We start from the raw sequence: 26953 nt of genomic DNA on the forward strand, positions 1-26953 counted from the left end.
CAATGGAACAGGGACGACGGCGGCGTAACAAGCGCGGCGACGGGGAACGCCTCGCCGCCGAGATCCTCGACGCCGCCACGGATCTGCTCATCGAGACGGGCAGTGCCGACGCGGTGTCGATCCGGGCGGTGGCGCAGCGCGCCGGCGTCACGCCGCCGTCGATCTACCTGCACTACCCGGACAAGGACGCGCTGCTCACCGCCGTCGTCGCGCGCTACCTCGGGCAGCTCGACGACGCCCTGTCGGAGGCCGAGGCCGGTGCGCCCACCCCGCTCGACGCGGCGCGGGCGCAGGGCCTCGCCTTCGTGCGGTTCGCGCTCGCGACCCCCGAGCTGTACCGGCTCGCGGCGATGACCCCGTCGGACTACGCCTCCGACGTCGACATCGTCCTGAACACCGCGGCCTTCGCGCACCTCGAGCAGAACGTGCGCGACCTGCAGGATGTGGGCTACTACCCGCCCGGCGACCCGCAGCCCATCGCGCTGCGCATGCTCACCGTGGTGCACGGCGTCGCCTCGCTGCTCGTCGCCAAGCCCTTCCTGCCGTGGGGCGATCCGATGGAGTACGCCGACCGCGTGATCAGCGGCGCCTGCCTCGGCATCGCGCTCACGGCCGGGATGGACGAGCTGCCCGACGGTGCCGGGGCGCTCGCCCTGGTCCGCGAGCTCCGCGGCCACGGAACGGCGGGCCCCGCGGCCGGGTGACAACACCCGTGACCTGCCCGTTCGCAGCTGCAACCGCTTGACAAACATTTGTATAGACAGCACTATACGAACGACCGGGGTGATCCTCGTCACTGCCGCGCGGCAGTTCCGCTCCAGAACGAAGGACCCCGATGGCGACGACGAACGCGAAGGCACCCCTGCGGGAGCGCCGCACGATCGACGTGGTGCCCGACGCCGAGCGGCACGGCACGCCCCGCAGCCAGTTCACGCTGTGGTTCGGCGCGAACCTGCAGATCACCGCCATCGTCGACGGTGCCCTCGCCGTCGTCTTCGGCGCGGACGCGCTGTGGGCGATCCTCGGCGTGCTGATCGGCAACGTTCTCGGCGGTGTCGTGATGGCGCTGCACGCGGCGCAGGGGCCGCGCCTGGGCCTGCCCCAGATGATCTCGAGCCGGGCGCAGTTCGGGGTGAAGGGCGCCGCAGTGCCCCTGGTGCTCGTGATCCTCATGTACCTCGGTTTCGCGGCCACGGGGACCGTGCTCTCCGGGCAGGCGATCAACCGCCTCATCGGGGTGGACGAACCCGCCGTGGGCATCGTGATCTTCGGCGCCCTGACAGCGGTCGTGGCCGTGGTCGGCTACCGGCTGATCCACATCGTCGGGCGGATCGCCACGGTGGTCGGGATCGTCGGCATCGGGTACCTCGTGGTCCGGTTGTTCGCCGCGTACGACGTGGGGGCCGTGGTGGGGGTCAAGGGCTTCGACGTCGTGACCTTCCTCCTGGCGATCTCCCTGGGTGCCGGCTGGCAGCTCACCTTCGGCCCGTACGTCGCGGACTACTCGCGGTACCTGCCGCGGTCGACGCCGGAGCGCACCACCTTCTGGGCGACGTTCGCGGGCAGCGTGATCGGTTCGCAGATCTCGATGACCTTCGGCGCCCTCGTGGCCGCCTGCGCCTCGAAGGTCTTCCTCAGCAACCAGGTCGGCTTCCTCGGCGACCTGGCCGGGCCCGCCGCCGCGGCGGCGGTGGTGTACCTGGTGATCGTCGTCGGCAAGCTCACGGTCAACGTGCTCAACGCCTACGGCGGGTTCATGTCGGTGCTGACCACCGTCACGGCGTTCGGCGGCGGCTCGCGGATCTCGGCGCTCGCCCGCACGCTGTACATCGTGGGCTTCGTCGCCGTCTCCGTGATCATCGCGATCGCGGCGAGCGCGGACTTCCTCGAGAACTTCAAGAACTTCGTCCTCGTCCTGCTCATGGTGTTCACGCCGTGGAGCGCGATCAACCTGATCGACTACTACGTGATCTCCAAGGAGCGCATCGACATCCCCGCGCTCTACGACCCGGCCGGCCGCTACGGATCGTGGCAGTGGGCGGCGCTGTTCGCGTACGCCGCAGGCATTGTCATCCAAATCCCGTTCCTCGCGCAGAAGCTGTACACCGGCCCCGTCACCGAACTGCTCGGCGGCGCGGACATCTCCTGGATCGTCGGCCTCGTCGGCACCGCTGCGATCTACTACCCGCTCGCCAAGCGCACCTCCCGCGCGCCGGCGGCGATGATCTACCCGCCCTCCGACTCCTGAGCCGGCGTCGGTCGCTCGGATCAGGGTGACCGCAACCGTTCTCTCACCGGGCCGCGTGCCGCACTGTTCTCCTCACATTCCGAGGAGGACAGATGATCGAGGTGCACAGCCTCACCAAGACCTACGGGACCGGCGCGGCGGCGACGCCCGTGCTGCGCGACGTGGGCTTCACCGTGGCCGCGGGCGAGATCTTCGCCGTCGTCGGCCCCAGCGGCGCCGGCAAGTCGACGCTCGCGCAGTGCCTGAACCTGCTGGAACGGCCGACGAGCGGCACCGTCGTCATCGGGGGACAGGACCTGACGGCCCTGCCCGAGAGTCAGCTGCGGTCGGCCCGCCGCCGGATCGGCACCGTCTTCCAGGCGTCGAGCCTGCTGCGCCGCCGCACGGCGGCCGAGAACGTCGCGCTCCCGCTGGAGTACCTGGGTGTCACCAAGGGGGAGACGAGGGCCCGCGTCGCCGAGCTGCTCGACCGGGTGGGCCTGGCGGACAAGGCCGGCCACTACCCGCACCAGCTCTCCGGGGGCCAGCGCCAGCGCGTCGGGATCGCCCGCGCGCTGGCGCTGCGGCCCAAGGTCCTGCTCTCCGACGAGGCCACCTCGGGCCTCGACCCGGAGGCCACCGCGCAGTACCTCGAGCTGCTCCGGGACGTGCGCGACGAGCTGGACCTCGCCGTCGTGCTCATCACGCACGAGATGGACACGATCGTCCGCGTCGCGGACAGCGCCGCGCGCCTCGACCACGGCGTCCTCGCCGAACAGGGCGCCCTCGTCGACCTGCTCACCGCACCGGCATCGGTGCTCGGCGAGGCTCTCCGCGCCGCCGGGCCGGCGGCCACGGCACCGTCGGGCCAGGCGACGGTGCGCCTGACCTACGACACCGCGGTGCCCGCCGACTGGCTCAGCCGCGTGACCCTCGAGACGGGGGCCGCGGTCGCGCTGCTCTCGGCGTCCGTGCAGGCCGTCGGGGGCGTCACCGTCGGCACCGTCACGATCGGCGTGGACGACGGTGCCCTCACGCGCGTCCTCGGCGCCGCGCGCGCCCTGGGGCTGCGCACCGACACCGCCGCGCGCGAGGCGGTGGCGGCATGACCCTCCTCGCCTCCGGGATCACGGTGCCGCTCACCGAGATCCCCGACCTGGTGCTGCCCGCGCTGCGCGACACGGTGATCATGGTCGGCCTCGTCATGGTGATCGTGCTCGTCGTGGGCGTACCGCTCGGCGCGCTGGTGCACAACCTCGCGCCGGGCGGACTGCTCGCGAGACCGGCGCTGCACCAACCCCTCACGTGGGTCATCAGCATCGGCCGCTCGCTGCCATTCCTCGTGCTCATGACGGCGATCATCCCGTTCACCCGGTTCCTCACCGGCACCAACATCGGCATCGCCGCCGCGGTCGTCCCGATGTCCAGCGCGGGCATCGCCTTCTTCGCCCGGATCGTCGAGAACAGCCTGCGCGCCCTGCCGCCCGACGTGGTGACCGTGGCCAAGGCGTCGGGCGGGTCCAACGCCCAGATCATCTGGGGCGCACAGATCCCCGAGGCCCTGCCCGGCATCGTCGGCGGCCTCACCATCAACACCATCGCCATGATCGAGTACTCGACGATCGCCGGAACGATCGGCGCCGGCGGCCTCGGCTACGTCGCCGTGACCTACGGCTACCAGCGCTTCGACCACGGCGTCATGATCGCCACCATCCTCGTGCTCATCGTGGTGGTCACCGCCATCCAGCTCGCCGGCGACGCGCTCGTACGCCACCTCACCCCCGAACAGACCGTCCTCCGAAAGGCCCTCGCATGAGCGACACCGAAACCCCCACGCCGACTGCGCCTCCCGCAGACGACGACCACGGATTCACCACGCGCGGCTCGCGCCGCCCCCTGATCATCGGCGTCGTCGTCCTGGTGGTGCTCGTGGTCGCCGGATTCGTCGGCTGGCGGGCCTTCGGCGGGTCCGACGCGAAGGCCGCCAACGAGACCGCCGGCGCCACCCTGCTGGTCGCCACCACCGAGGGGAACGCGGCGGAGCAGGCGCTCATCGAGTTCGTGGCGAAGGAGGTGGCCCCCAAGCACGGCATCACCGTCGCGTTCAAGGGCCTCGCCGACTCCACGACGATCAACCGCGCCGTCAGCGAGGGCGAGGTCGCCGCCACCGTCTACCAGCACAAGCTGTGGCTCGGCCAGGTCCTGCAGGCCAACCCGGACTTCCGCGAGGAGGCCGCGACGCCCGTCTTCCGGTGGGGCTTCGGGCTGTTCTCCGACAAGTACACCGACCCGCGGCAGCTGCCGCAGAACGCGAAGGTCTCGCTGTACTCCGACCCGGCCAACGAGGCCCAGGGCCTCTGGTTCCTCGAGCGCGCCGGGCTCATCACCCTCAAGCCGGGCGTGAACAAGTGGCAGGCCACCGTCAAGGACATCGCGACCAACCCGAAGAACCTGCAGTTCACGCTGCTCGACTTCGCCGCGCAGACCCGCGCGCTGCCCGACCTCGACGCCGCCGTCGGCTACACCGAGTACTACCTGGCCGCGGGTGTGAGCATCGAGAAGGAGATCTTCGCGCCGCCCGCCCCCGACGAGTTCGCCGGCCAGCTGACCATCGGCACCCGCTGGAAGGACACCGAGAACATCAAGAACCTGGTCGCGGCGTTCAAGGACCCCGCGGTGCAGGAGTTCCTGCGCACCGACCCGCGGGTGAAGGACATCCTGCTGCCGCTGTAGCGCAGCGGCTCCGGCGTCGCCCCGCCCGAGCGGGGCGGCGCCGACGGGCTACCGGACGGCGACGCTGTTGGCCGGGTCCAGCATCGGCACGTCGAGGGCGGCGGCGGGGATGCCGAAGGCGTCCACGAGCGACTCGGCCAGCGGGCGCGCCTTGCCGCACAGCTCGTTCACGCCGCGGCGGATGGCCTTCGCGCGCTCCACCGAGACGTGCCGGTGCATGAGGTACCAGCCCAGGTCGCGCTCGAGCAGCGAGTACACGTACAGGTTGCGCATGAGCTTGAGGGCGTCGCGGGTCTGCCGGTCCTGCACGTCGGTGATCGCGTCGACGAAGGCCTCGAGCACGATCCGCTCGATGTGCGCCTCGCCCACCTTGATGAGGTGGTCCTGCGTCTCGGTGAAGACCTCGAGCGGATCCTCGTCGGGCTCCTTCGCGCGGCGCATGCGGGCGGCCGCGGTGCGCAACAGGTGGTCCTCGCGGTTGCGCAGCAGCCGCAGCTGCGTGCCCGGGTGGGTGAGGTCGCTCTCCTCGGTGTCCTCGTCCGAGTCGTCGAGCAGCGTCTGCACCACCTGGCGGGCGGCGGTCTTCTCCAGCACCACGTCCTTGGCCATGTTCGCCACGAAGCGCACCCAGCCCACGGCGTCGAGCCCCTGGACGTCGCCGGCGTAGGCGGTGAGCTGCTCCTTGGCGACCAGCTGGGTGAGCACCAGGTTGTCGCCCTCGAAGGTGGTGAAGACGTCGATGTCGCCGCGCAGCAACGGGAGCCGGTTCTCCGAGAGGTAGCCGGCACCGCCGCAGGCCTCGCGGGCCGCGCTGATCGCATCCGAGGCGAGCCGGGTGTGACCGGCCTTGATCGCGGCGGCCTTGCCCTCGATCTCGCGGGCGTAGGCGGGATCCACCGCATCGGGGTCGCCGGTCTGCAGCTCGTGCAGCTCCGCCGTGAGCTCGTTCTGCGCGATGGCGAAGGCGTAGGCCCGCGCGACCAGCGGCAGCAGCCGGCGCTGGTGCGTGCGGTAGTCGAGCAGCAGCAGCTCGTTGTCGCCGCCCGGCGCGTCGAACTGGCGCCGCACCAGCGCGTACTTGGTGGCGAGGGTGATGCCGAGCCGCCCGGCGGCGCCCGCCGCGGCGCCCACGGTCACGCGGCCGCGGATCAGGGTGCCGAGCATCGTGAAGAAGCGCTTGTTATCGGATTCGATGGGGCTGGAATAGGTTCCGTCCTCCGCGACGTCCGCGTACCGGTTCAGCAGCTCGCGCCGCGGGATGCGCACGCGGTCGAAGACGATGCGCCCGTTGTCGACGCCGGGCAGGCCGCCCTTGTAGCCGCAGTCGGACGTGGTGACGCCGGGCAGGTCGTCGCCGTTCTCGTCGCGGATCGGCACCACGAAGCAGTGCACGCCCCGCCCGGTCGGTTCCTCGCCCGGGCCGCCGGTGATGAGCTGCGCGAAGACCGAGGCCCAGCGCGCGTGCTTCCCCGCGCCGCCGATGTAGTCCTTGCGGGCGCTGGAGGTGGGGGAGTGGATCTCGAACTCGTCGGTCTCCGGCAGGTAGGTGGCGGTGGTCTCCAGCTCCTGCACGTTGGAGCCGTGGCCCGTCTCGGTCATCGCGAAACAGCCGAGCACGTCGAGGTCGATGAGCCCCTTGACGTACGTGTCGTGGTGGTACTGCGTGCCCAGGTTCTCCACCGCGCCGCCGAACAGGCCCCACTGCACGCCCGCCTTGACCATGAGCGAGAGGTCGCCGTAGCCGAGGGTCTCGATCGCGGTGACCGCGGCGCCCACGTCGCCCGTGCCACCGTGCTCGGTCTTGAAGCCGTCGGCCGGGAAGCCCAGCGGCACCATCGCCTTCATCTGGCCGAGCATCAGCTCGCGGTACTCGTCGAGGCTCAGGCCCGCCTGCGGGACGGCGTTCCCGTCCTGGATCTGCTCCCGCACGACGTCCCTCGTGGCGGCCCACCGGCCGTCCAGGATGGCGCGCAGCGCTGCGGTCAGTTCGGGCGACGATGCCGGCGAGGTCGGAGCACTCATGGCCTCAACCGTACCCAGCGCGGGCGAAAAGTGCCGGTTCCGAGAGCCGAATCACGAGACCGGCGCGCAGCACGCCTCCGGCTCGCCCGCCGCGAGCGCGGCGCGGACCGACGCCGGCACGGGCAGTTCCTGGCCGGGCGTCGGCTCGATGCGCGCGTAGCCCTTCCGGAGCGGCAGCACGCCGGACCAGCCGCCTTCGCTCGAGGACGCTCCGCCGGTGCGCGCCTTGGCGATCCAGTTGTCCGCGGTGATGGGGAAGGTGAGCACCGTGGTCGCGGCGAGTTCCTTGCGGGTGTTCGCGCGGAGCTCCGCGCTGCGGCCGGGAAGGAGCTTGTCGGTGAACGCGTCGAGCAGCTCCGCGCCGTCGACCGCCGCGGTCGTGAGCGCGCCGCGCAGCACCGCCGAGCGGTAGTTCATCGAGTGGTCGAAGGCGGTGTCCGCGACGATCAGCGCGTCCACGTGGGTCACCGTGAGCGTCGCCGGGGCGCCGGCGGCGACGTGGCGGAGGGCCCCGGCCCCCGTCGAACCGTGCAGGACGATCCGGTCGCCGAGGCGGGCGTAGGCGATCGGCACCGACCACGGCAGGCCGTCGGCCACCGTCGACAGCACGGCGACCACGCCCTCGTCCAGGATCTCGTCGAGGAGGCGGCGGTCGCCGCCGCGCTGGGGGTATCGGGTGAGCGTGTCCATGCCGTCCATCCTGAACCGGATACCGGTGCACTGGAAGGTCCAGAATCGGCCAGTGGCAAGAACCAGTATTCTGCGTGCGTGCCCCGCCCACCCGCGACCCTCCCGGACTTCTGGACCGCGCTCGCGCACGCCGCCGGCCCGCTTCCGAGCGCCGCGATCGTCGACGCGGTCATCGACGGCCTCGACGGCGGCGCCCTGCACCCCGGCGACGTGCTGCCCTCCTCGCGGGCGCTCGCCGCCGGTCTGGGCGTCGCCCGGAACACGGTGATCGCCGCCTACGACACCCTCGCCGCCATGGGCGTCACGGCCACGGTCCCCGGCAGCGGCACCCGGATCGCCCCGGGCACCGACCGGTTCGCGCACGCGATGCACGCCGCGCCCGCCCCGCGTCGCGAGGAGGAGGCACCGTCGGACACCTGGGAGACGAGCCTGGTGCCGGGCGTGCCCGACGTGACCCTCATCGACGAGCGGCGGTGGCGGCGGTCGTGGCGGCACGCGACCGCCCTCCCGCCCACGACGTCGGCGGCGCCGCATGTCGCGGCGCTGCAGGAGGCGCTCGCCGTGCACCTGCGGCGGCGGCGCGCGGTGCGTGCCTCGCCCCATGACCTGCGCCTGTTCCCGGGCGTGAATCCGGCCCTGGCCGCGATCGCCGGGGAGCTCGGCGCCCCGATCGCGGTGGAGACGCCCGGCTACCGTCGGGCCTTCGACGCCTTCCGCGCCACCGGGAACGAGGTCGTGGGCGTGCCCGTCGACGCCGACGGCCTCGTCGTCGACCGGCTGCCGCGCCGCAGGTGCCTCGTCTACACCACGCCGGCGCACCAGTACCCGACCGGCGTGCGGCTCTCCATGGCCCGTCGGCTCGATCTGGTGGACTGGGCGCGGGAGACGGGCGGGGTGATCGTCGAGGACGACTACGACGGCGAGTTCTCCTACGACGTGGCGCCGCTGCCCGCGCTGCAGACCCTCGCGCCCGACCACGTGGTCTACCTCGGCACCGCCTCGAAGGCGCTGACCCCGCAGCTGCGGCTCGCGTGGGCCGCGGTCCCGGAGTCGCTGCGCGGGCTGCCGCACGCGGGGCACGGCTCGAGCGCGGGCGTCGACGGCGCCGCGGCCTCGATGCTGGCCCACTTCCTCGACTCCGGCGCCTGGGACGCCCACGTCGCGCGGGCCGCCCGCACCTACGGCGCGCGGCGTGCCGCCGTGCGGCGGGCGCTCGCGGAGCACCTCCCGGACGCGCTCGTCCTCGGCGCCGACGCCGGGCTGCACCTCACCGTGGACCTGGGGTCCGAGGCGGCGCTCGGCGCGGCGACGGCGACGCTGGCCCGGCACCGCCACCGCGTCACGACCCTCGCCGAACACGCCCTGACCGACGGCGACGTCGCCGACACCGCGCTCCTGTTGTCCTTCGCGCTGATCCCCGAGACCCGCGCCGCCGCGGTCATCGCGCTGCTGGGCGCCTGACGGCGGCCGGTCAGACCTGCTGCAGGCCGCGCACCCCGTCGCGGATGTCGAACGACGCCGCGGTCTCCACCGGTGCCCCGGGCTTCGAGACGTACGGCAGCACACGGTAATCCGCGCGAATGGACTCGGGCGTGATCCGGGTGCTGATGTAGCCGCGCTGGTTGCGCAGCAGCCGGATGTGGGGGTTGTCGCGCAGCTGCGCCTTCTCCTTCTCGCTGTGCTCCGCGGAGCCGTCGCCGCCGCTGGTGATCGACGTGGCCGTCAGCTCGGAGGCCACCACGGCGTCGCCGCGCCGGATGTCGTTGGCGTAGTGCGTGTGCACGTCGCCCGTGAGCACCACCGGATTGCGCGTGCCCGCCGCCTGCCAGCCGTCCATCACCCGGTCGCGCGAGCCGACGTACCCGTCCCAGGCGTCGGGGTTGTACCCGGCGGCCTCGGTGGGGTCGTAGTCGATGGGGGCGAACATCACCTGCTGCCCCAGCACGTCCCAGCGCGCCCGCGAGGCGTGCAGCCCGTCGAGCAGCCACCGCTCCTGTTCGGCGCCGGTGAGGCTGCGCGCGGGATTCCGGTTCTCGGGGTCGGTGGCGGGCACCTTGTCGTTGCCCACCTGGTCGTCGCGGTACTGCCGGGTGTCCAGCATGTGGAAGGTGGCGAGGTCGCCCCACTGCACGCGGCGGAACAGGCGCAGTGACAGCCCGTTCGGCACCTGCGCGCGGCGCAGCGGCATGTTCTCGTAGTACGCCTGGAACGCCGCGCGGCGGCGCTCCAGGAAGTCGGGCTGCGGCTTCTCGGGCTTCTCGTAGACCTCGCCGGCCCAGTTGTTGTCGACCTCGTGGTCGTCCCACACGGCCACCCACGGCGCGGCGGCGTGCGCGAGCTGCAAGTCGGGATCGGACTTGTACTGCGCGTACCGCTGCCGGTAGTTCGCCAGCGTGACGGTCTCCGGGCCGCGGTGGTCGCGCACGTTCCCGGTCTTGAGCTCGTAGCCGCCGGCCTCGTACTCGTACTGGTAGTCGCCGAGGTGCAGGATCAGGTGCGGGCGCTCCTCCGCGAGGTGCCGGTACGCGGTGAAGTAGCCGTGCTCGTACTGCGAGCAGCTCGCGAAAGCCATCGCGAGCGGCGTCATCGACCCGGGCTCCGGCGTGGTGTGCGTGCGCCCGGTCTGCGACAGCGCGCCCTCGGCGCGGAAGCGGTAGAAGTACTCCCGGCCGGGGCGCAGGCCCGCCAGCTCGACGTGCACGCTGTGGCCGGCCTCGGGCGCCGCGGTCGCATCGCCGCGCTGCACGACCTTCGTGAACCGCTCGTCCTCGGCCACCTCCCACTGCACGGGGAACGCCCGCGCCGGGATGCCGCCCATGCCGTCGTCGGCCAGCGGATCGCGCGCGAGCCGGGTCCAGAGCACGGCACCGTCGGGCGTGGGATCGCCCGAGGCGACGCCGAGCGCGAACAGATCGCCGCGTGGCGTCGCGCTGGACGAGGCGCCCGGGGCGGGATCGCCGCCCGGGGCGCAGCCGGCGCCCGCGAGCGCCGCCGCGCCCGCGGCGCCGAGGAGGAAGGTACGACGGGAAACGAACGGTGAGGGCATGCCTGCACCGTGCCCTCCCGGGGTGACGCGGGCACGTCGCCGACATGAGCACCCGGTGAACGCGTCGCCCGGGGGCTGCGCCGGGCTCGCCGCGGCAGGGCTCAGCGGCGGGCGGCCTCGAAGCCGTCCCAGGCGCGGCGGATCTCGGGGGAGGGGTCGTAGACGATGCGGTTGCGGTCGTCGATCACCAGCGTCGCGCGCGAGGTGCCGTTGTACGTCGGCCACTCGCCGGCGGGACGGCCGGTGCGGGCGAACGTGATCCAGTCGCGCTGCATGCCGTCGGAGACCCGCATCGCGATGCGGCGGTCGCCGAGCGCGCCGAGGACCCACCCCGTCGTGCCGTGGTAGACGCCGAACACCGCCATCAGCTCGGAGGCGTGGGTCGCGCCGTAGCCCAACAGATCCAGGGTCTTCGGGGAGAAGTCGTAGCGGTAGAAGTACGTCGGCGCGTGCTTGGCGTGCGCCTGCGCGATCCGCAGCGAAGGCGCCCAGAACATGAAGTCGCCGATGATCCGGTTCAGCGAGGCGACGTCCGGGAAGCCGGGGTACGCCACGGACAGCGCGGCGAAGGCCTCCGGCGTGCCGCCGACGGTGTGCGCCGCCCGCTCGGCCGACGGCTTGCCCATGCCGGGCATCTTCGTGAACAGCGTGGCCTCGGTGCGGTTCGTGCCGATGATGAGCGGCACCTGCGCGCCCCGTCCGGCCGCGATGGCGACCTCCGGATCCTCCGGGAGGTAGTCACCGTCGACCGTGGGGCCGAAGGGGACCACGCCCAGCTGCTCCCGGTTGAGCTCGCCCATGAGCCGGTTGCCGGCGCGGCCGAGCTCCTCGGAGGTGGCGGTGTCGATGTGCTCGGGGCCGCCGACGATCTCGACGAAGCGCTTGCCCCAGCCGCGCGCGGTGACCGCGTCGACGGTGAGCTCGGGGGCCGAGCTCTGCGCGATGGCGCGGTGGAACAGGCCCCGCGCGGCGGGCGTCGCGAGCAGCGTGGTGACGGCGTTGCCGCCCGCGCTCTCGCCGAAGATGGTGACGTTGTCGGGGTCGCCGCCGAAGGCCGCGATGTTGCGGTGCACCCACTCCAGCGCCGCGACCTGATCGCGCAGGCCGAGGTTCCCGTCGATCGGGCGCTCGGCGGTGGAGAAGTCCGTCAGGTCCAGGTAGCCCAGGGCGCCGAGGCGGTAGTTGATCGAGACGAAGACGACGTCGCCCCGCTCGACCAGCGAATTCCCGTAGTACAGCGGCGTCGCCGAGCTGCCCATGAGATACGCACCGCCGTGGATGAACACCATCACCGGGCGCGGCGTCGTGGCCTCCCGCGCCGGGGCGACCACGTTGAGGGTCAGCGAATCCTCGCTGGTCGGCTGGTACTCGCGGAAGCCGACCAGCGTGTACTTCTTGTTCTGCGGTGCCGCGGCGCTGAACTCCGTCGCCGCGCGGACCCCGTCCCAGGGCTCCACCGGCCGCGGCGCCCGGTAGCGCAGCGGCCCGACGGGCGGCTGCGCGTACGGGATGCCGCGGTAGGCGTGCACCGTCCCCTGGTCGCGGCCGGAGATCTCGCCGCTGTCGATGCGCACGCGCGGACCGTCGGTCATGCTCAGCCTTCCTCGGTGCCCGCCGCGTCGACGGCCGCGACCAGCGCCGCCATGTCGCGCTCGAAGGCGCGGACGATCGGCCACGGGTCGGGCACCTGCTTCTTGCAGGCGATCACACCGATGTTCAGTGTGCCCTCCTGCGAGAAGACCGTCACGTTGAGGCCCGCGCCGTGGAAGACCGGGCCCAGCGGGTACATCGAGTGGATCCGCGCGCCCAGGAAGTACAGGGGGATGTCGGGGCCCGGCACGTTGGAGATCACGAGGTTGTAGATCACGGGGTGCAGCTCGGGCAGGTTGTTGTCGCCGTAGAGCCGGGCGCCGAGCTGCATGATCGACGCCGGCGCGAACTGCGCCCAGGAGCGGAGCAGGTTGTCGTCGAGCTCGCCGTGGTGTTCCTTCGACGTCGCGACCCGCTCGCGGATCGCCTCCAGGCGCGCGACGGGGGTGTCGATGTCCGTGGTCATCCGCGTGAACATGCCCGTGACCTTGTTGGTGCCCTCGGTGAGCGTCGCGCCGATCTCGGCCTCGTGCACTGAGACGGGGATCATCGCCACCAGCGGCTGCTCGGGGAGCTCGCCGCGGTCGTGCAGGAACTCGCGCATCGCGCCGGAGCAGGCCGCCAGCACCACGTCGTTGACCTTGACGCCGAAGTGGTCCTTGATCTTCTTGACGTCGGCCAGCGGCACCGAGGCGAAGGCGATGGCGCGGTGGCCGGTGATCGAGCTGTTGAGCGAGGTGCGGGGCGCGCTGAACGGGGCGGGCATGGCCGCGCCCCGGCGCGAGCGGGTCCACCAGCGGACGGGCACGGGGACGGTGCGGGGCAGCAGCGAGACCAGTGACAGCGGCCGGAGCAGGACGTTCTTCGCGCCGTCGGCGGCGAGCGCGAGCAGGGGAGCGCCGCCCGTCGACTTGTCCACCATCGACGGGTCGAGCGCGGGCGGCTCGGGGGTCAGGGAGCACAGCTGGGCCATGAGGCCGGCGCCGGTCACGCCGTCGACGCCCGCGTGGTGCATGCGCATCATGATCGCGATCCGCCCGTCGGCCAGGCCCTCGATGACCCACATCTCCCACAGCGGCTTGCTGCGGTCCAGTGCCTGGCCCGCGATGTGCGCGCACAGGTCCGCGAGCTCCTGCTCGCCGCCGGGAGCGGGGACCGCGATGCGGTGCACGTGCGCCTCGATGTCGAAGGACTCGTCCTCCACCCACACCGGATGGTCCAGGTTCGCCACCGAGTCGTGCAGCTTGCGCCGGAACGCCGGCATCGCCGTGATGCGCCGCGCGAGCTCGCTGCGCAGGTCCTCGAACCGGTAGCCGCCCTCGACGGTGCCGGGGTCCAGCTCGAGCAGCCCGCTGACGTGCATCAGTTGGGAGCGGGACTCGAGGTACAGGAAGGAGGCGTCCAGTCCGCTGAGTCGTTCCATGGCTCTAACTCCTACCGTGCGCGGCGCGGCCCCGGAAGTGGAACCTGTTTCACTATAGGGTGCGGCCACTGCGACGTGGTCCATGACGCCAGCAGGCGGGCGCCGGCGTGGTAGTCGATCCGGCCCTCGGCGACGGCGATGACGAGGTCGTAGGCGGGGTCCTCCGGGGCGTCGAGCGGCACGCCGTTGAGGCCGTAGAAGACGACCGTCGCGAGCCAGCCGAGCCGCTTGTTCCCGTCGACGAGCGGGTGGTTGCGGACGATCGACTCCATGAGTGCGGCGGCCTGCTCGTCGAGCGTCGGGTACGCGTCGTCGCCGAACACCGAGGTCTGCGGACGCAGCGCGGCCGACTCCAGAAGGCCGTGGTCCCGAACGCCGGGCAACCCGGCTTGGTCGATGATGGTGAGCAGGAGTTCCAGATCGAGGTGGACCGTCACTGCGCGAGCCGGTCGAGCAGCGGGCCGTACCGCGCGACCGCGTCCCGCGTGAGCCGACGGACTTCGGAGTCGCGGTCCAGGCGCGCGGACTTCTCGCGGATCGCGCGGAGCGCGGCCTCCTGCTTGCTCACGCCCTCCGCCGCGGCGAGCGCGGAGAGGGCGGCGTCGTCATCGTCGGTGAGGCGGAGGGTCATGGCCATACCCCGACGATACGCGCGGTGGTATCGAAGTGGTATCGCCTTTCGAACCGCCCGACGGGGCGGATTCCGCGGAACTCCTACACCCTGTAGTTGACGACTTGCCCTCGTTTGGGAGACTGGAGGTCGTGAGTTCCCCCATCGCCCCCGGTAGCGACACAGCGGCCCCGGCCAGCGCGGCCCTCTTCGAGCGCGCGGCCCGCTCCATCCCCGGCGGGGTGAACTCCCCGGTGCGCGCCTTCTCGGCCGTCGGCGGCACCCCGCGGTTCATCACCAGCGCCGCGGGCTCGCAGCTCACCGACGCGGACGGCAACACCTACGTCGACCTGGTCTCCAGCTGGGGCCCGATGATCCTGGGCCACGCCCACCCCGCCGTCGTCGAGGCCGTGCAGCGCGCCGCGACCACGGGCCTGAGCTTCGGCGCCCCCACCGAGGCCGAGGTCGCGCTCGCCGAGGAGATCATCGCCCGCGTCGCGCCCGTCGAGCGGGTGCGGCTGGTCAACTCCGGCACCGAGGCCACCATGAGCGCCGTGCGGCTGGCCCGCGGCGTCACCGGCCGCGCCAAGATCATCAAGTTCGCCGGCTGCTACCACGGCCACGTCGACGCGCTGCTCGCCGACGCCGGCTCCGGCGTCGCCACGCTGGGCCTGCCCACGAGCCCCGGCGTGACGGGCGCGCAGGCGGCCGACACCGTCGTCCTGCCCTACAACGACCTCGCCGCCGTGCGCGAGGCCTTCGCCCAGTACCCCGGGCAGATCGCCGCCGTCATCACCGAGGCCGCCGCCGGGAACATGGGCGCCGTCCCGCCGCTCCCGGGCTTCAACGAGGGCCTGCGCGAGATCACCCGCGCCGACGGTGCCCTCCTCATCCTCGACGAGGTCATGACGGGCTTCCGCGTCAGCAAGGCCGGCTGGTACGGCCTCGCCCCCGTGGACGCCGACCTGTTCACCTTCGGCAAGGTCATGTCGGGCGGTCTGCCCGCCGCGGCCTTCGGCGGCTCGGCCGAGGTCATGGGCCATCTCGCGCCGCTCGGCCCCGTCTACCAGGCGGGCACCCTGTCCGGGAACCCCGTCGCCGTCGCCGCGGGCCTCGCGACGCTGCAGAACGCCACCGACGAGGTGTACGCCAAGCTCAACGCCAACTCGATCCGCCTCGGCGGGCTCATCGGCGACGCCCTCACCGCGGAGGGCGTGCGGCACCACGTCCAGTACGCCGGCAACCTCGTCTCCGTCTTCTTCACCGACGGCCCCGTCGCCGACTACGCGCAGGCCAAGGCCGCCGAGACCTTCCGCTTCGCGCCCTTCTTCCACGCCCTGCTCGAGCAGGGGATCTACCCGCCGCCCAGCGCCTTCGAGGCGTGGTTCGTCTCCGCCGCGCTCAGCGACGACGACTTCGCATCCATCGAGGCGGCACTGCCCGCCGCCGCCCGCGCGGCCGCCGCGGCGACGCAGTAGGAGACCCCAGATGACCCAGACGATCGTGCACGTCATGCGGCACGGCGAGGTGCACAACCCCGACGGCATCCTCTACGGGCGCCTGCCCGGGTTCCGCCTGTCCGACACGGGCCGCGCCCAGGCGCAGACGGTGGCCGACGCCCTCGCCGACCACGACATCACCGCCGTCTTCGCCTCGCCGCTGCAGCGCGCCCAGGAGACCGCGACCCCCATCGCCGCCTCCCACGGGCTGCCGATCATCACCGACGAGGAGCTCATCGAGGCGGGCAACCAGTTCGAGGGCCTCAAGGTGGCCGTCGGCGACGGCGCGCTGCGCCAGCCCAAGCACTGGGCCAAGCTGCGCGACCCCTTCACCCCGTCGTGGGGCGAGCCCTACCTGCAGATCGCGCACCGCATGGTCGGCGTCGTCGACATCGCGCGTGAGCGGGCCCGCGGCCACGAGGCCGTGCTCGTGAGCCACCAGCTGCCCGTCGTGACCCTGCGCCGCCACCTCGAGGGCAAGCGGCTCTGGCACGACCCGCGCAACCGGCAGTGCTCCCTCGCCTCGCTCACCAGCCTCGTCTACGACGGCGACGAGCTCGTGGACCTCGTGTACTCCGAGCCGGCGGGCGCCACCGACCCGCTGGTGCGCGGCGCGTGACGCTCGCCCGCCGCGCCGCCGCCCTCCTGATCGCCGGCGCGGTCGCCTTCGGCACGTCCGGCTGCGTCCAGCTCTCCGACCAGGCCAGCAAGGGCGGCGTGATCGCCCCCGGCGGCAAGGTCCGGCAGTTCTACGAGCCCGGGCAGCGCAGCACCGTCGAGAACCTGTCCGGGCGCAGCGTGACCGATCCGAACACCACGCTGAAGCTCTCCGACTACGCGGGCAAGGTCGTCGTCGTCAACGTCTGGGGCAGCTGGTGCGCGCCGTGCCGCATCGAATCCCCCGAGCTCGAGCGCACGTTCCTCGCCACGAAGGACAAGGGCGTGCAGTTCCTCGGCATCAACGTCCGCGAGACCGCCGGAGACGACGCCGCCCGCGACTTCATCGGCTCGCAGGGCCTGACCTACCCGTCGATCTACGACCCGCCCGGCAAGACCCTTCTGGCCATCGGCGAGGAGTACCCGACCACCGTCGTGCCGATGACCTTCGTGCTCGACCGGCAGCACCGCGTGGCCGCCTCCTACCTCACGACCGTCGGCGAGAAGGAACTCACCGCGACGATCGAGAAGGTCCTGGGGGAGGGCTGATGGGAGAGGCCTTCGCCACCGCGGCCGTCTCGGGCCCGCTGCTGCTCGCGCTCGGCGCGTGCCTGCTCGCCGGGCTCGTCTCCTTCGCCTCGCCGTGCATCGTCCCGCTCGTGCCGGGCTACCTGTCGTACCTCGCAGGGCTCGTCGGGGCCGAGGCTCCGGCCGCCACCGTCGACGAGGCGAAGGCCGGCGCGCGGGCGGGCCGCTGGCGCGTCATGGGCGCCGCGATCCTCTTCGTCGCCGGCTTCACCGCCGTCTTCCTGCTGATGACGATGTCGGTCTTCGGGCTCGCCACGTCGATCCGGCTCAACGCCGACACCCTCATGCGGATCGGCGGCGTCGTCACCATCGTCATGGGCCTCGCCTTCATCGGCCTGGTCCCCCTGCTCGAGCGCGACGTCCGGTTCGCGCCGCGGCAGTGGACCACCCTCGCGGGCGCGCCGCTGCTCGGCGGCGTCTTCGCGCTCGGCTGGACCCCGTGCATCGGCCCCACGCTCGCCGGGATCCTGTCCATCGTCGTCGGCACCGACGCCGAACCCGCCCGCGGCGCGATCCTCATCGTCGCCTACTGCGCCGGGCTCGGGCTGCCCTTCATCGTCCTGGCCCTCGGGTCGACGGTGGCCGTCCGCGCCGTCGGGTGGCTGCGCCGCAACTCGCGCCGCATCCAGGTCTTCGGCGGCGTGCTGATGATCGCCGTCGGCGTCGCCCTGGTCACCGGCTACTGGGCCGAGTTCATCGACCTCGTCCGCCGCCTCTTCGTCTCCAACACAGTGATGCCGATCTGATGACTACCCCCGTCAAGCAGTCCACGCTCCGGCGCGCCCTCGCCGCGGTCCGCAACACGTGGCGCTCGCTCACGTCGATGAAGACCGCACTCGTGCTGCTGTTCCTGCTGGCCGTCGCCGCCATGCCCGGCGCGCTGCTGCCGCAGCGCGACGTCGACTCCGCCGCCACCGCGAAGTGGATCGACGACCACGGCACGCTCGGCGAGATCATGGACAAGCTCCAGTTCTTCGGCGTCTTCAAGTCGGTGTGGTTCACGTCCATCTACGCGCTGCTGTTCGTCTCGCTCGTCGGCTGCATCCTCCCGCGCACCGTCGAGCACTTCCGCGCCCTGCGGACGCCGCCCGTCGCGACCCCGCGCAACCTGTCGCGCCTGCCGCGGCACACCACCCGCGAGAGCGACGAGGATCCCGAGGCCGCCGCGCAGACGGTGCTCGCCGGCCTGCGCGGCTGGCGCAAGATCGCCCGGCCCGGCGGGGCGAACGAGGCCGAGGGCACCGTCACCGTCTCCGCCGAGAAGGGCTACCTGCGCGAGGCGGGCAACCTGATCTTCCACATCTCGCTGGTGGGCATCCTCATCGCGATCGGCGTGGGCCAGCAGTTCTCCTACGAGGGCTCGCGCATCGTCATCGCCGGCGACGACGGTTTCTGCAACACCTCGTCGAACTACGACAACTTCCGCGCCGGCAACCTCGTCGACGGGACCGGGCTCGCGCCCTTCTGCCTCAAGGCCGACGAGGTGCAGGCCACCTTCCTGCCGAACGCCCAGCCGGACATGTTCCGGACGCTGGCGTCGTACCAGGACGGCGAGGGCCTGCGCGACGACACCTGGAAGAAGTACGACATCGAGGTGAACAAGCCGCTCCGCATGGACGGCGTGCGCATCTACATGCTCGGCCACGGCTACGCCGGCACGTTCACGGTGACCTACCCGAACGGCGCCGTTCGCACGCAGACCATGCAGTTCGCGCCGCAGGACAAGATCAACTTCCTCTCCTCGGGCGCGCTGCGCTTCGACCCGCCCGCCGAGCTTTACCGCACCGAGGACGAGCGGCGCACCAAGCAGATCGGGATCGAGGGGCTGCTCGCCCCCACCAAGCAGCTCGACGGGACGCTGCTCACCTCGCGGTTCCCCGCACCGAACGATCCGGCCGTCGCGGTGGACATCTACGAGGGCGACACCGGCCTCGACACCGGCAAGCCGCAGAACATCTTCTCGCTCAGCCGCGACCAGATCGATTCCGGCCGGCTGTCGAAGAAGGCCCGCGTGAACCTGTCCGTCGGACAGTCGACGACGATCGAGGACGGCACCCAGGTGCGGTTCGACGGCGTCACCAACTTCGCGGCCCTGCAGGTCAGCCACAACCCGGCGCAGAACTGGACGCTGGTCTTCGCGATCGGGATGCTGGGCGGGCTCATCGTCTCGCTCACGGTGCGGCGCCGGCGGGTGTTCGTGCGGCTGACCCCGCGCGAGGGCGGCGGTACCGTGATGGAGATCGCCGGGCTGGCCCGCACCGACCAGGCCGGTTGGACCGAGGACTTCGAAGCATTGGCCGACCGCCTGGTCGGTCCCGACGGTGAGAAAGTGGCGTGACCATGGGAACCGAGACCAACGTCGACCTGGCGAACTTCGCCGACGTGCTGTTCACCAGCGCGACAGGGATCTACGCGCTCGCGCTGGTCCTGATGGTCATCGAGCTCGCGACGTCGCGCGTGGACGCGACCGCCGCCCGCGACCGCAAGCGGGAGCTCGTCGCCGCAGGCGGCGGCCCGATCGCCACCGACTCCACCCCGGGCCGGGTCCTCGACGACGGCCCCCGTCGCACGAAGTCCGAGCGGATCGGCCGCATGGGCTACGCCCTCGTGGTCGCGGGGCTGCTCGTGCACGTCACCTCGATCGTGCTGCGCGGCGTCGCCACGGGCCGCATGCCCTGGGGCAACATGTACGAGTTCATGTCGATCATGTGCGCGGGCGCGGTCCTCGCCTCGCTGGTGCTGCTGCGCAAGCCCGAGGCCCGCCCGATCCTCGGCTTCGTGCTCGTCCCGATCCTGATCTTCATGTTCGTCGCCGAGGGCGTGCTGTACACGACCGCCGGTCCCGTGGTGCCCTCCCTGAAGTCGTACTGGCTCGCGATCCACGTCTCGATCGTGTCGATCGGTGCCGGCATCTTCCTGGTGTCCGGCGTCGCCAGCCTGCTGTACCTGATCCGCCGCCGGTTCGAGCTGCCCGACGGTTCCGTCACCGTCACCTCCGGTGTCGGCGGGCGGCTGCTGCAGGCCATCCCGTCCACGCAGGTGCTCGACCGCGTGGCGTACGGCACCGTGATCGTCGCGTTCCCCCTGTTCAGCGCGGGCGTCATCTGCGGCGCGGTCTGGGCCGAGGCGGCGTGGGGCCGGCCCTGGGGCTGGGACCCGAAGGAGACCACCTCGTTCATCGCGTGGGTCCTCTACGCCGCGTACCTGCACGCGCGCGCGACGTCGGTGTGGCGCAAGGCCGCGCCCTACCTGAACCTGCTCGGCTTCGCCGTGATCGTCTTCAACCTGTTCATCATCAACTACTTCGCGACGGGCAGCCTGCACTCCTACGCAGGCTGAGTCCGCGCCGGGTACCCGCGTACGCGAAAGGGCGCCGCACCGCCGAGGATCTCGGTGGAGCGGCGCCCTTCGCCGTTCGGGACTACGCCGTGGTGTTCTGGTTCAGCAAAGCAAAGACTTCCGATGCGCGGAAGCGACGGTGCCCGCCGGGCGTCCGGACGGAGCCGAGGAGGCCCGCACCGGCCCACCGGGTGACCGTCTTGGGGTTCACGTTGAACAACGCGGCCACCTGGCCTGGGGTCATGAGGCGCTCGGGCTGACGGGGAGCAGCGGCCCGGGGGTCCGCTGCGCGCTGGGCGAGGTTCGGGTGTGCCGTGGTCATGATGCCCAGTATGCAGCGATTTGCCCGAGTACTCGAACCTCTATCCGAGTGCCAAGAATTGGTAAAGTCGCATTTCGGACGGGGAGTAGGCTCTTGGTCATGACCGATACGGGTGCGGCCAAGAAGGCCCTGGCTCGCGACATTTTTTTCTATACGCTGTTCCGCCTGGGACTCGTCGTCGCCGTCTTCGCGGTGCTCTACGGGATCGGGTACCTCGTCCTCGACGAGGTGCCGCCCGTTCCCGTCTTCCTCTTCGCGCTCGTGGTCTCGCTGCCGCTGTCGATGGTGCTCGGTAAGAAGCTCCGCACGCGCGTCAACGAGAGCGCCGCCGTGATCGACGAGGCGCGCAAGGCGAAGCGCGACGACTTCCGGCGGCGGCTGCAGGGCGTGGACGAGTGACGACCATCGTCCACGACCGGTCCGCGGACCGGTCCTGGGTCGACAACGCCGTCCGGCTGATCGAGGCCGACGCGCGCCGCAGCGCCGACACGCACCTCCTGCGCTTCCCGCTGGGGGAGTGGGCGCGGGACGCGGGGATCGACCTGTACCTCAAGGACGAGACCACCCACATCACGGGCAGCCTCAAGCACCGTCTGGCCCGGTCCCTGTTCCTGTACTCCCTGTGCAACGGGTGGGTGCGCGAGGGCACGACGGTGATCGAGGCCTCGTCGGGCTCCACCGCGGTGTCCGAGGCCTACTTCGCGAAGCTGCTGGGCCTGCCCTTCGTCGCGGTCATGACGAAGTCGACGTCGCCCGCGAAGGTGGCGCTCATCGAGCGCGAGGGCGGCACCTGTCACTTCGTGGACCGCGCCGACGAGGTGTACACCGAGGCCGCGCGGCTCGCCGACGAGCGCGGCGGCCATTACATGGACCAGTTCACGCACGCCGAGTGCGCGACGGACTGGCGCGGCAACAACAACATCGCCGAGTCGATCTTCTCCCAGCTCTCGCTCGAGGAGCATCCGGAGCCGGCCTGGATCGTGGTCGGGGCGGGCACCGGCGGTACGTCGGCGACCATCGGCCGCTACATCCGCTACCGCCGGCACGCGACCCGCCTGTGCGTCGTGGACCCGGAGAACTCCAGCTTCCTGCCCGGCTACGTCGCCGGCGACTGCACGGTGCAGACGGGGCGGTCCTCCCGCATCGAGGGCATCGGCCGGCCGCGCGTGGAGCCGTCGTTCATCCCGGAGATCGTCGACCGCATGGTCGGCGTCCCCGATGCGGGGTCGATCGCCGCGGCGCGCATCGCCTCCTCGATGCTCGGACGGCGCGTGGGCGGCTCCACCGGCACCAACCTGTGGGGCGCGTTCGGCGTGATCGCCGAGATGCTGCAGGCCGGCCGGTCGGGCAGCGTCGTCACCCTCCTCGCCGACGACGGTGACCGCTACCTCGACACCTACTTCGACGACGCCTGGGTGACGTCGAGCGGCTTCGACCTCATCCCGCCCACGCTGACCGTCGAGCGCTTCCTCGCCGACGGGTCCTGGCGGGAGTAGGGCCGACGGTCCGCCGCCCGCGGTCGACGGGGGTCAGTCCGGGAAGGCGACCCCGGTCATGCTCTCCGAGATCCGCCACATGCGACGGGCCTCCTCCTCGCTGCGGATCCTGCTGTAGAGCGGTTGTTCGGCGGGCGGGCCCCCGAGGTGCATGAAGCCCTTGGGTCCGTACAACCCGCCCGCGCCGTCCGGCGCCGTCGCGGCCATGAGCGCGGGGAGGGCGGCGGTCTCCGCGGTACCGACCACGAGTCCCAGCGCCGACAACCGGCGGATGACCCGCACCCCCAGCGTGTCACCGTCGCGGCCGATCTCCGGTCGCGCCGCCAGGAGGCTGGTCGGGGCGACGCCGGGGTGGGACAGGTTGCTGGTGATGCCCCAGCCCCGCTCCCGGCTCACCCGATCCAGTTCGAGGCCGAACAGGCCGAAGGCGATCTTGGACTGGCTGTAGGCGCCGGAGCCGTTGTAGGACCGCTCCCAGTTCAGGTCGTCCCAGTTGATGGACCTCTCATTGGCGGCGATGCTGATCTGCGACGTGACGCGGGCCCGCCCCGCGCGGAGCAGCGGCAACAGGTGCGCGACCAGCGCGACATGGCCGAGGTGGTTGGTCCCGAACTGGAGCTCGAAGCCGTCGGCGGTCGTCTGCCGGGTGGGCGGGGTCATCACGCCGGCGTTGTTGATGAGCAGGTCGATGGGGCGGCCGTCGTCGAGCAGCGTGCGGCCGAGCGCCGCCACGGATGCGAGGGACGACAGGTCGAGGGGGTGCGTGGAGACGGTCGCCGCCGGCGCCGCGGCGCCGATCGCGGCGACCGCCGCCTCGGCCTTCGCGGCGTTCCGCGCAGGCAGGATGACGTCCGCGCCCGCCGCGGCGAGGCGGCGCGCGATGCCGAGGCCGATGCCGTCGGTGCCGCCGGTCACGACGGCGCGCTTGCCGGTGAGATCGGGAAGAGGGAGGTCGATCGGTGCTCGGTTCATGGCTGCCAGCCTCGCAGTGCCGCGGAAGCTCATCCAGGGACCGCCGATCCCCGGATGAGAGTGCCCAGCGGGCGTCGCGATCGGTCCGGCCCCAGTACCGTCGTCGGCAGGAGGTGCGGATGATCGACCGGGAAGGGCTCGCGGAGTTCCTCCGCCGGCGGCGGGAGGCCCTGCAGCCGGAGGACGTGGGGCTCCCGCGGGGGCAGCGGCGGCGGACGCAGGGCCTGCGGCGGGAGGAGGTCGCGGCGCTGTGCCACATGTCGGTCGACTACTACACCCGGCTCGAACGGCAGCGCGGCCCGCACCCGTCGCCGCAGATGATCGCGGCCATCGCGCAGGGCCTGCACCTGAGCCTCGACGAGCGCGACCACCTCTTCCGGTTGGCGGGGCAGCACGCGCCGCCCCGGGGCGCGACCGGCGATCACATCGGTCCGGGGTTGGCCCGCGTGCTGGACCGCCTGTCCGACACCCCGGCGGAGATCGTCACCGAGCTGGGGGAGACCCTGCGGCAGACGCCGCTCTCGGTGGCGCTGACGGGCGACACCACCGGCTACACCGGCCCCGAGCGCAGCGTCGGATACCGGTGGTTCACCGATCCGGCGAGCCGAGCGATCCACCATCCGGACGACCACGCGTTCCTGTCGTCGATGTTCGTCTCGGGCCTGCGCGGGGTGGCGGCGCTCCGCGGGCCCGGCTCCCGCGCGGCGGAGTACGCGGAGCTGCTGCTCGAGCGCAGCGCGGAGTTCGCGGCGCTGTGGGAGGCGCATCCGGTGGGGATCCGCCCGAACGCGGTGAAGCGCTTCATCCACCCGGAGGTGGGGACGCTCGAGCTGGACTGCCAGCACCTCGTGGACCCGGAGCAGTCGCACCTGCTGCTCGTGTACACCGCGCAGCCCGGATCGGAGAGTTACGAGAAGCTGCAGTTGCTCTCCGTCGTGGGTGCCGCGGCACGCGGCTGACTCACGCGCCCAGGAACAGGCCGATCGCGGCGCCGATGGACCAGACGAGCATGGCGAGGCCGGTCTGGGCGAGGGCGGGGATCAGGGCGGGGCCCTGGCCGCCGCGGCTCACCGGCAGCGCGGCGCGCACGGCGAGGGGGGCCGAGGCGAGCGACAGGAGCGCCCACGGGGTGGCGACGGCCGCGAGGGCCAGGCCCAGCACCGTCGGGACGGCGACGAGGACGGAGAACAACACTCGGGTGCGGGAGTCCCCCAGCCGGACGGCGAGGGTGATCTTGCCGGACTCGCGGTCGGTGGGGATGTCGCGCAGGTTGTTGGCGACGAGCACCGCCGAGCTGTACGAGCCCACCGCGCACGCCGCGAGCACGCCCGAGGCGTCGATCCGCCCGGCCTGCACGAACTCGGTGCCGAGCACCGCGACCAGCCCGAAGAAGACGAAGACCGCGATCTCGCCGAAGCCCAGGTAGCCGTACGGCTTCTTCCCGCCCGTGTAGAACCAGGCCCCGGCCACGCACCCCAGGCCCACGAGGATCAGCCACGGCGCCGACGTGAGCGACAGGACGACACCGGCGACGCCGCCGACGCCGAAACAGGCGAACGCCGCGCGCTTCACCGCCGCGGGCGAGGCGAGCCCCGACCCGACGAGGCGCAGCGGCCCGACGCGGTCGTCGTCGGTGCCGCGGATGCCGTCGGAGTAGTCGTTGGCGAAGTTCACGCCCAGGATCAGCGACAGCGATACCACCAGCGCCAGGAGTGCCTTCCACCAGACCGCCTCGCCCAGGAAGCCCGCCGCCCCCGTACCCGCGATCACCGGGGCGATCGCGTTCGGGAGCGTGCGGGGGCGGGCCCCTTCGAGCCACTGCGCTGCGGTTGCCATGCACCCAGCCTATGCAGTCGCTACAGGACGGAGGTGTCCAGGTCGAGCGTGGTGCGGTCGAGCGCGGCCAGCAGGTCGAACTCGGTGTGCGCCTTGGGCAGCTCGTAGACGAAGAAGTACTGCGTCGCCGCCCGCTTGCCGCGGTAGAAGGCGTCCTCGCGCGCGGTGCCGTCCTCCGCGTAGGTCGCGAGCGCCTGGTCCAGCCACAGCCACGCCACCACGACGTGCCCGAGGCCGTCGAGGTAGGACGTCGCGTTCGCCAGCGACAGCGCGGGATCGCCGGTGCCGCCGAGCGCCATCGTGACCTCCACGGCGCGCTGCGCGGCCGTCCGCAGCGCGGTGGCGTGCGGCGCCAGTTCGTCGACCTTGTCGGCGCGGGCGGCCGTCGCCTCGATCCGACCCAGCAGCGCGCCGAAGGCCGCGCCGCCGTGCTGCGGCACCTTGCGGCCCAGCAGATCCAGGCCGTGGATCGCCTTGGCGCCCTCGTGGATCGCGTTGAGCCGGTTGTCCCGGTACAGCTGCTCGACGTTGAACTCGCGCGTGTAGCCGTAGCCGCCGTGGATCTGGATGGCGTAGTCGTTGGCCTTCGTCGCCCACTCGCTGGGCCAGCTCTTGATGATCGGGGTGAGGAAGTCGAGCAGCTGCCCGGCGGCGGTCCGCTCCTCCTCCGACGGTGCGGTGTCCGCGTCGTCGACGAGGCGCGCCCCGAACAGCGCGAGCGCCAGGCCGCCCTCGACGTAGCTCTTCTGCGCGAGCAGCATTCGGCGCACGTCGGGGTGCTCGATGATCGGGACCTGCGGACCCGTCGGGGCGGTCACGGGCCGGCCCTGCACGCGGGTCTTGGCGTACTCCAGCGACTGCAGGTAGCCGGTGTAGCCGATCGCCGACGACGCGAGGCCCACGGCGACGCGCGCCTCGTTCATCATCTGGAACATCTGGACCAGGCCGCGGTTCTCGGTGCCCACCAGGTAGCCGGTGGCACCGTCGAGCGAGAGCAGGCAGTTGGTGGTGCCCTTGTTGCCCATCTTGTGGTTCAGGCTGACCAGCGTCACGGCGTTGCGCTCGCCGACCGACTGATCGTCGTTCACCAGGTACTTCGGCACGATGAACAGCGAGATGCCCTTGACGCCGTCCGGCGCGCCGGGGACCTTCGCGAGCACGAGGTGGACGATGTTCTCGGACATCTCGTGGTCGCCGCCGGTGATCCACATCTTGGTGCCGGTGATGGCGTAGCTGCCGTCCTCGCGCGGCTCGGCCTTCGCGCTGATGTCGGCGAGCGCGGAGCCGGCGTCGGGCTCCGAGAGGCACATGGTGCCGGTGAACCGGCCCTCGATCATCGGCTCGAGGAACAGCCGCTTCTGCTCGTCGGTGCCGAAGGAGCGGATCACGTTGCCGTTGCCCAGGGTGAGGCCCGAGTAGACGGTGGTGGAGACGTTCGCGGCCTGCATCCACGCGAACGCGGCCTTGCTGATCAGCGAGGGCAGGCCGATGCCGCCCTCCTCGGCGGGGAGTTCGCCGAAGGTCAGGCCCGAGGCCGCGATCGCGTCGAGCCCGGCCTTGGTCGCGGGGAGCGTCTTCGCGGTGCCGTCGGGCTGGATCGTCGGCTCGTTCGCGTCGGCGTCCTTGTAGTGGTTCGACAGCTTCTGCACCGCGATGTCGGCCGCCAGGTCGAGCGCGGCGTCGAAGGTCTCCTTCGAGTGGTCCGCGAAGACGTCGCGCTTGGTGAGCTCCTCCGCGTTCAGCCACTCGTAGAGCAGGAAGTCGACGTCACGGGGATTGAGCAGCGGGGTCTGCGCTGCGATGTTCTGCTTCACGGTTCTCCGATCCGGGCTGATACTGCGGAGCGATCTTACTCGGCGGTAACCTTACCCGAAATTCCTTCAACCATGAATATTTGTGACGT

Annotated in this window: 26 protein-coding genes; 15 read left to right on the top strand and 11 right to left on the bottom strand. The window is 71.8% G+C overall.

Annotation, left to right across the window (positions count from 1 at the left end; genetic code table 11):
- Nucleotides 1-2 precede the first annotated feature (2 nt).
- From BLW32_RS04485 to BLW32_RS04505, 5 genes are all read left to right on the top strand, one after another.
- Nucleotides 3-704: a TetR/AcrR family transcriptional regulator gene (locus BLW32_RS04485; RefSeq protein ID WP_068740795.1), complete on the top strand. Its 702-nt coding sequence runs from the start codon at nucleotides 3-5 to the stop codon at nucleotides 702-704.
- A 131-nt stretch (nucleotides 705-835) separates the two neighbouring features.
- Entirely contained in the window at nucleotides 836-2248 is a 1413-nt protein-coding gene (locus tag BLW32_RS04490) for a purine-cytosine permease family protein (protein ID WP_068740796.1), read from the top strand.
- Between the two features lie 92 nt (nucleotides 2249-2340).
- On the top strand, nucleotides 2341-3336 hold the full coding sequence (locus BLW32_RS04495) for a methionine ABC transporter ATP-binding protein (protein WP_068740797.1): 996 nt from the start codon (nucleotides 2341-2343) through the stop codon (nucleotides 3334-3336).
- Nucleotides 3333-4043 carry a methionine ABC transporter permease gene (locus BLW32_RS04500; RefSeq protein ID WP_068740798.1) on the top strand — a complete coding sequence of 237 codons (711 nt, stop codon included), beginning with the start codon at nucleotides 3333-3335 and terminating at the stop codon, nucleotides 4041-4043. Before BLW32_RS04495 ends, BLW32_RS04500 begins: the two co-directional genes overlap by 4 nt.
- Nucleotides 4040-4960, top strand: a complete 921-nt coding sequence (locus tag BLW32_RS04505) for a MetQ/NlpA family ABC transporter substrate-binding protein (RefSeq protein WP_068740799.1) — start codon at nucleotides 4040-4042, stop codon at nucleotides 4958-4960. The genes BLW32_RS04500 and BLW32_RS04505 overlap by 4 nt, the downstream gene beginning before the upstream one ends.
- Before the next feature lie 48 nt (nucleotides 4961-5008).
- Here the strand turns inward: BLW32_RS04505 and BLW32_RS04510 are convergent, their stop codons facing one another.
- Nucleotides 5009-6982 (bottom strand): acyl-CoA dehydrogenase family protein, encoded by a 1974-nt coding sequence (locus tag BLW32_RS04510; protein WP_068523856.1) that lies wholly within the window; start codon nucleotides 6980-6982, stop codon nucleotides 5009-5011.
- 51 nt (nucleotides 6983-7033) lie between these two features.
- Nucleotides 7034-7672 carry a pyridoxamine 5'-phosphate oxidase family protein gene (locus BLW32_RS04515; protein ID WP_225535882.1) on the bottom strand — a complete coding sequence of 213 codons (639 nt, stop codon included), beginning with the start codon at nucleotides 7670-7672 and terminating at the stop codon, nucleotides 7034-7036.
- A gap of 78 nt (nucleotides 7673-7750) precedes the next feature.
- Here BLW32_RS04515 and BLW32_RS04520 point away from each other — a divergent pair, with 78 nt between their 5' ends.
- Complete coding sequence (locus tag BLW32_RS04520) at nucleotides 7751-9133, top strand: aminotransferase-like domain-containing protein (protein WP_068740800.1); 1383 nt, start codon at nucleotides 7751-7753, stop codon at nucleotides 9131-9133.
- Between the two features lie 10 nt (nucleotides 9134-9143).
- Here the strand turns inward: BLW32_RS04520 and BLW32_RS04525 are convergent, their stop codons facing one another.
- The 5 genes from BLW32_RS04525 to BLW32_RS04545 all read right to left on the bottom strand — a co-directional run bounded on the left by BLW32_RS04525 (nucleotide 9144) and on the right by BLW32_RS04545 (nucleotide 14368).
- Nucleotides 9144-10718, bottom strand: coding sequence for an alkaline phosphatase D family protein (locus tag BLW32_RS04525; protein WP_068740801.1), 1575 nt, complete (start codon nucleotides 10716-10718; stop codon nucleotides 9144-9146).
- Between the two features lie 101 nt (nucleotides 10719-10819).
- Nucleotides 10820-12310, bottom strand: a complete 1491-nt coding sequence (locus tag BLW32_RS04530) for a carboxylesterase/lipase family protein (protein ID WP_068740802.1) — start codon at nucleotides 12308-12310, stop codon at nucleotides 10820-10822.
- A gap of 2 nt (nucleotides 12311-12312) precedes the next feature.
- On the bottom strand, nucleotides 12313-13731 hold the full coding sequence (locus BLW32_RS04535; RefSeq protein WP_068740803.1) for a WS/DGAT/MGAT family O-acyltransferase: 1419 nt from the start codon (nucleotides 13729-13731) through the stop codon (nucleotides 12313-12315).
- An 11-nt stretch (nucleotides 13732-13742) separates the two neighbouring features.
- Nucleotides 13743-14168 carry a type II toxin-antitoxin system death-on-curing family toxin gene (locus BLW32_RS04540; protein ID WP_074850356.1) on the bottom strand — a complete coding sequence of 142 codons (426 nt, stop codon included), beginning with the start codon at nucleotides 14166-14168 and terminating at the stop codon, nucleotides 13743-13745.
- A complete protein-coding gene (locus BLW32_RS04545; protein ID WP_068523867.1) occupies nucleotides 14165-14368 on the bottom strand; it encodes a ribbon-helix-helix protein, CopG family in 204 nt (67 codons plus the stop codon). The genes BLW32_RS04540 and BLW32_RS04545 overlap by 4 nt, the downstream gene beginning before the upstream one ends.
- A gap of 125 nt (nucleotides 14369-14493) precedes the next feature.
- Between BLW32_RS04545 and hemL the strand changes: the two genes are divergently transcribed.
- Genes hemL through ccsB form a run of 6 tightly spaced genes read left to right on the top strand, consistent with a single transcriptional unit; the run spans nucleotide 14494 to nucleotide 20424 of the window.
- Entirely contained in the window at nucleotides 14494-15819 is a 1326-nt protein-coding gene (hemL, locus tag BLW32_RS04550; protein ID WP_068740804.1) for a glutamate-1-semialdehyde 2,1-aminomutase, read from the top strand.
- A 10-nt stretch (nucleotides 15820-15829) separates the two neighbouring features.
- Entirely contained in the window at nucleotides 15830-16459 is a 630-nt protein-coding gene (locus BLW32_RS04555) for a histidine phosphatase family protein (protein ID WP_068523871.1), read from the top strand.
- Nucleotides 16456-17046 (top strand): TlpA family protein disulfide reductase, encoded by a 591-nt coding sequence (locus BLW32_RS04560; RefSeq protein WP_068523873.1) that lies wholly within the window; start codon nucleotides 16456-16458, stop codon nucleotides 17044-17046. Before BLW32_RS04555 ends, BLW32_RS04560 begins: the two co-directional genes overlap by 4 nt.
- Nucleotides 17046-17831, top strand: coding sequence for a cytochrome c biogenesis CcdA family protein (locus BLW32_RS04565; RefSeq protein WP_068523875.1), 786 nt, complete (start codon nucleotides 17046-17048; stop codon nucleotides 17829-17831). Before BLW32_RS04560 ends, BLW32_RS04565 begins: the two co-directional genes overlap by 1 nt.
- The gene (resB, locus tag BLW32_RS04570; protein WP_068740805.1) at nucleotides 17831-19423 is read left to right on the top strand and encodes a cytochrome c biogenesis protein ResB; all 1593 of its coding nucleotides are present in this window, start codon (nucleotides 17831-17833) and stop codon (nucleotides 19421-19423) included. Before BLW32_RS04565 ends, resB begins: the two co-directional genes overlap by 1 nt.
- A 2-nt stretch (nucleotides 19424-19425) precedes the next feature.
- The gene (gene ccsB, locus BLW32_RS04575) at nucleotides 19426-20424 is read left to right on the top strand and encodes a c-type cytochrome biogenesis protein CcsB (protein WP_068523879.1); all 999 of its coding nucleotides are present in this window, start codon (nucleotides 19426-19428) and stop codon (nucleotides 20422-20424) included.
- Between the two features lie 82 nt (nucleotides 20425-20506).
- On the opposite strand, the gene BLW32_RS04580 is transcribed toward ccsB, so the two are convergent.
- Nucleotides 20507-20668, bottom strand: a complete 162-nt coding sequence (locus BLW32_RS04580) for a BldC family transcriptional regulator (protein WP_074850913.1) — start codon at nucleotides 20666-20668, stop codon at nucleotides 20507-20509.
- A gap of 177 nt (nucleotides 20669-20845) precedes the next feature.
- Between BLW32_RS04580 and BLW32_RS04585 the strand changes: the two genes are divergently transcribed.
- Nucleotides 20846-21145 (top strand): DUF4229 domain-containing protein, encoded by a 300-nt coding sequence (locus BLW32_RS04585; RefSeq protein ID WP_068523883.1) that lies wholly within the window; start codon nucleotides 20846-20848, stop codon nucleotides 21143-21145.
- Nucleotides 21142-22242: an L-cysteine desulfhydrase Cds1 gene (gene cds1, locus BLW32_RS04590; RefSeq protein ID WP_068740806.1), complete on the top strand. Its 1101-nt coding sequence runs from the start codon at nucleotides 21142-21144 to the stop codon at nucleotides 22240-22242. The genes BLW32_RS04585 and cds1 overlap by 4 nt, the downstream gene beginning before the upstream one ends.
- 33 nt (nucleotides 22243-22275) lie before the next feature.
- Here cds1 and BLW32_RS04595 read toward each other — a convergent pair whose 3' ends face one another.
- Nucleotides 22276-23214 carry an SDR family oxidoreductase gene (locus BLW32_RS04595; protein WP_068740807.1) on the bottom strand — a complete coding sequence of 313 codons (939 nt, stop codon included), beginning with the start codon at nucleotides 23212-23214 and terminating at the stop codon, nucleotides 22276-22278.
- 119 nt (nucleotides 23215-23333) lie between these two features.
- Here BLW32_RS04595 and BLW32_RS04600 point away from each other — a divergent pair, with 119 nt between their 5' ends.
- Complete coding sequence (locus tag BLW32_RS04600; RefSeq protein ID WP_068523889.1) at nucleotides 23334-24173, top strand: helix-turn-helix transcriptional regulator; 840 nt, start codon at nucleotides 23334-23336, stop codon at nucleotides 24171-24173.
- Between the two features lies 1 nt (nucleotide 24174).
- Here BLW32_RS04600 and BLW32_RS04605 read toward each other — a convergent pair whose 3' ends face one another.
- Nucleotides 24175-25050, bottom strand: coding sequence for a 1,4-dihydroxy-2-naphthoate polyprenyltransferase (locus BLW32_RS04605; protein WP_068740808.1), 876 nt, complete (start codon nucleotides 25048-25050; stop codon nucleotides 24175-24177).
- A gap of 20 nt (nucleotides 25051-25070) precedes the next feature.
- Complete coding sequence (locus BLW32_RS04610; protein WP_082791282.1) at nucleotides 25071-26864, bottom strand: acyl-CoA dehydrogenase; 1794 nt, start codon at nucleotides 26862-26864, stop codon at nucleotides 25071-25073.
- Nucleotides 26865-26953: the final 89 nt, after the last annotated feature.

This window comes from Tsukamurella tyrosinosolvens, from assembly GCF_900104775.1.
GTDB classification, from domain to species: domain Bacteria; phylum Actinomycetota; class Actinomycetes; order Mycobacteriales; family Mycobacteriaceae; genus Tsukamurella; species Tsukamurella tyrosinosolvens.

Excerpts from the sequence above, each read along its gene's own strand:
- BLW32_RS04545 (WP_068523867.1), bottom strand. The coding sequence starts at position 14,368 with ATGGCCATGACCCTCCGCCTCACCGACGATGACGACGCCGCCCTCTCC.
- BLW32_RS04605 (WP_068740808.1), bottom strand. The coding sequence starts at position 25,050 with ATGGCAACCGCAGCGCAGTGGCTCGAAGGGGCCCGCCCCCGCACGCTC.
- BLW32_RS04530 (WP_068740802.1), bottom strand. The coding sequence starts at position 12,310 with ATGACCGACGGTCCGCGCGTGCGCATCGACAGCGGCGAGATCTCCGGC.
- BLW32_RS04490 (WP_068740796.1), top strand. The coding sequence starts at position 836 with ATGGCGACGACGAACGCGAAGGCACCCCTGCGGGAGCGCCGCACGATC.
- resB (WP_068740805.1), top strand. The coding sequence starts at position 17,831 with ATGACTACCCCCGTCAAGCAGTCCACGCTCCGGCGCGCCCTCGCCGCG.
- BLW32_RS04505 (WP_068740799.1), top strand. The coding sequence starts at position 4,040 with ATGAGCGACACCGAAACCCCCACGCCGACTGCGCCTCCCGCAGACGAC.
- BLW32_RS04510 (WP_068523856.1), bottom strand. The coding sequence starts at position 6,982 with ATGAGTGCTCCGACCTCGCCGGCATCGTCGCCCGAACTGACCGCAGCG.
- ccsB (WP_068523879.1), top strand. The coding sequence starts at position 19,426 with ATGGGAACCGAGACCAACGTCGACCTGGCGAACTTCGCCGACGTGCTG.
- BLW32_RS04600 (WP_068523889.1), top strand. The coding sequence starts at position 23,334 with ATGATCGACCGGGAAGGGCTCGCGGAGTTCCTCCGCCGGCGGCGGGAG.
- BLW32_RS04525 (WP_068740801.1), bottom strand. The coding sequence starts at position 10,718 with ATGCCCTCACCGTTCGTTTCCCGTCGTACCTTCCTCCTCGGCGCCGCG.
- BLW32_RS04595 (WP_068740807.1), bottom strand. The coding sequence starts at position 23,214 with ATGAACCGAGCACCGATCGACCTCCCTCTTCCCGATCTCACCGGCAAG.
- BLW32_RS04565 (WP_068523875.1), top strand. The coding sequence starts at position 17,046 with ATGGGAGAGGCCTTCGCCACCGCGGCCGTCTCGGGCCCGCTGCTGCTC.
- BLW32_RS04485 (WP_068740795.1), top strand. The coding sequence starts at position 3 with ATGGAACAGGGACGACGGCGGCGTAACAAGCGCGGCGACGGGGAACGC.
- BLW32_RS04495 (WP_068740797.1), top strand. The coding sequence starts at position 2,341 with ATGATCGAGGTGCACAGCCTCACCAAGACCTACGGGACCGGCGCGGCG.
- BLW32_RS04555 (WP_068523871.1), top strand. The coding sequence starts at position 15,830 with ATGACCCAGACGATCGTGCACGTCATGCGGCACGGCGAGGTGCACAAC.
- BLW32_RS04515 (WP_225535882.1), bottom strand. The coding sequence starts at position 7,672 with ATGGACACGCTCACCCGATACCCCCAGCGCGGCGGCGACCGCCGCCTC.
- BLW32_RS04585 (WP_068523883.1), top strand. The coding sequence starts at position 20,846 with ATGACCGATACGGGTGCGGCCAAGAAGGCCCTGGCTCGCGACATTTTT.
- BLW32_RS04535 (WP_068740803.1), bottom strand. The coding sequence starts at position 13,731 with ATGGAACGACTCAGCGGACTGGACGCCTCCTTCCTGTACCTCGAGTCC.
- BLW32_RS04500 (WP_068740798.1), top strand. The coding sequence starts at position 3,333 with ATGACCCTCCTCGCCTCCGGGATCACGGTGCCGCTCACCGAGATCCCC.
- BLW32_RS04580 (WP_074850913.1), bottom strand. The coding sequence starts at position 20,668 with ATGACCCCAGGCCAGGTGGCCGCGTTGTTCAACGTGAACCCCAAGACG.